This is a genomic window from Streptomyces sp. NPDC055078, assembly GCF_053607985.1.
In genome coordinates this window covers 1-2391 of sequence record NZ_JBSGUP010000933.1, presented here as the reverse complement: position 1 = coordinate 2391, position 2391 = coordinate 1, and the positions used below count along the sequence as shown (strand labels likewise).

Annotated in this window: 2 protein-coding genes; one reads left to right on the top strand and one right to left on the bottom strand. The window is 69.9% G+C overall.

Annotated features, from left to right (window positions below; translation table 11 throughout):
* The coding region (locus tag ACWF94_RS38760; RefSeq protein WP_453499720.1) for an MFS transporter at positions 1-1370 on the bottom strand (1370 nt) is incomplete at its 3' end.
* Between the two features lie 157 nt (positions 1371-1527).
* On the opposite strand from ACWF94_RS38760, the gene ACWF94_RS38755 reads away from it, so the two are divergent.
* Positions 1528-2271, top strand: coding sequence for a Clp protease N-terminal domain-containing protein (locus ACWF94_RS38755; protein WP_453499718.1), 744 nt, complete (start codon positions 1528-1530; stop codon positions 2269-2271).
* The last annotated feature ends 120 nt before the right edge of the window (positions 2272-2391 follow it).

The following is a 2391-nucleotide window of genomic DNA, read 5'->3' as shown; positions in this document are numbered from 1 at the left end:
CGCATCAGCAGGGCGGTGAGGAGTCCGCCCGCCGCCGCGACGGCCGCGGCGCCGATGAAGGCCGAGCTGAAGCCGTCGGTCAGCGCGGGGAGATTGCCGAGCTGGTGCGCGCCCTGGGAGGCGGCGACCGCGGTGAGCGCCGCAAGACCGAGCGCGGAACCCACCTGATAGGTGGTGTTGATGATGCCGGAGGCGAGCCCGGCCTCCTCCTGCCTGACCCGGGAGATGGCCGACATCATGGCGGGGATGTACGCGAGGGACATACCCGTGGCGGCGACCAGGGAGGCGGGCAGGACGTCCACCAGGAAGGTGCCGGTCGGCTCGACGGCGGAGAGCCAGAGCAGCCCCGCCGCCAGCACCAGCAGTCCACCGGAGATCAGCGGCTTGGCTCCCCAGCGGCCCAGCAGCCGGGCGGTGATGAGCGTCATGAAGATCATCAGCAGCCCGGTCATGGGGAGCAGCGCGGCGCCGCTGGCGAACGCCCCGTAGCCCAGGACCTGCTGGAGATAGAGGTTGAGGAAGTACCACATGGGGATCCAGGCGGCGCCCAGCAGTGCCATGGCGAGGTTGGAGATGCCGAGAGCCGGAGTACGCCAGATGCCCAGCGGCATCATCGGCGTCCGTACCGACTTCTGGATGATGAGGAAGAGGGCCAACAGGGCGGCCGCGCCGGAGAGCTGGAGGATGGTCCCGCTGTTGCCCCAGCCGATCTCGGGGGCCCTGACGATGGCGAACACCGCGAGCGCGAGTCCGGCGGTGACGGCGGCTGCGCCGAGTACGTCCACCGCGCCACGGCGGGAAGCGGCACGCGGCAGCAGGCCGGTCGCGGCGAGCGTCGCGATGCCGATGGGGACGTAGATGATGAAGATCCACGGCCAGCTCGCCCACTCGGTGAACACACCGCCGAGGAAGACTCCGGCGGTACCGCCGGCCGGGGCCGCCGCGCCGTAGAACGCGAGCGCCTTGCCCAGCTCCTTCGGGTTGTGGCCGAAGAGCATCATCAGCAGGGTCATCGCCGCCGGGGCGATGAGCGCGCCGCCGACACCCTGGACGGCACGGCCGACGATCTCGACCCATGCGGTGCTCGCCGCCGCCGCGACGACCGAACCTGCGATCAGCACCACCCAGCCGGTGACGAAGATCCGCCGTGCCCCGAGCAGATCGGAGAGCCGGCCGCCGAGCAGGAGGAGTCCGCCGAAGGCGATGACGTAGGCGTTGAACACCCATTGGAGGTCCCCGGGCGAGAAGCCGAGGTCACGCTGCATCTCGGGAAGCGCCACACCGATGATCGAAGTGTCCATGATCACCATGAACTGGGCGGTGGCCAGCACCAGAAGCGCCCACCAGCGCCGTGGGTCGACTGTTGGCATTGTTCTGTCCTTCCCTGGAACTAATACCCCAGGGGGGTACTTCCCGGGGCTGGAGCAGAACATACCCCCATGGGGTATGAAGAAGCAAGTGATCCGGGGTGGGGAAATTGTCAACTTCGGGTTGACGTCATGGATTCTGTCAACCTAAGGTTGACGCATGGAGAATTCCGTACACACGACCAACCCCGTCCGGCTCGACGATCTGATCGACGCCATCAAGAAGGTCCACTCCGGCGCACTCGACCAGCTCTCCGGAGCGGTCATCGCGGCCGGTCACCTCGGTGAAGTGGCCGACCATCTGATCGGTCACTTCGTGGACCAGGCCCGCCGCTCCGGTGCTTCCTGGACGGAGATCGGCGAGAGCATGGGCGTGACCCGGCAGGCCGCGCAGAAGCGGTTCGTGTCGAAGGAGGGAGCCGAGGCGCAGGATCTCGACCCCAGCCAGGGCTTCGGCCGGTTCACCCCCCGCGCGAAGAACGTGATCATGGCCGCGCAGAACGAGGCCCATGCCGCGCGCAGCGCGCGCATCACCCCCGCGCATCTCACCCTCGGCCTGCTGACCGAGCGTGAAGCGATCGCGGCGCGGGCGATCGTCGCGCAGGATGTGCTGCTGGACACCGTCCGGCAGGCCGCGACCGAGGCGCTGCCCCCGGCCGCCGACGAGGTGCCCGACCTGATTCCGTACGACGCGGGGGCGCGCAAGGCGCTGGAACTGACCTACCGGGAGGCCCTGCGCCTGGGCCACAACTACATCGGCACCGAGCACATCCTGCTGGCGCTGCTGGAGTGGGAGGGCGGCGAGGGCGTCGTCGCGGGCGCGGGGGTGGACAAGACCGCGGCCGAGGCGTACATCGCGGAGGCGCTCGCCACGCAGTCCGCCTCCGGCGAGGGCCGTGTCTGAGTACCGGTCTCGCCGCTGTCCGTGCCGGGCGCCCCGGGGGGCCGAGTGGCCCCGTGGCGCCCCGGCACGCGGGTATCCCACGGAGGCGGCTTCTCCGGGCCGGAGCCGGCCGGCCGGGAC

Coding starts and splice junctions, on each gene's coding strand:
- ACWF94_RS38755 (WP_453499718.1), top strand. CDS start 1,528: ATGGAGAATTCCGTACACACGACCAACCCCGTCCGGCTCGACGATCTG.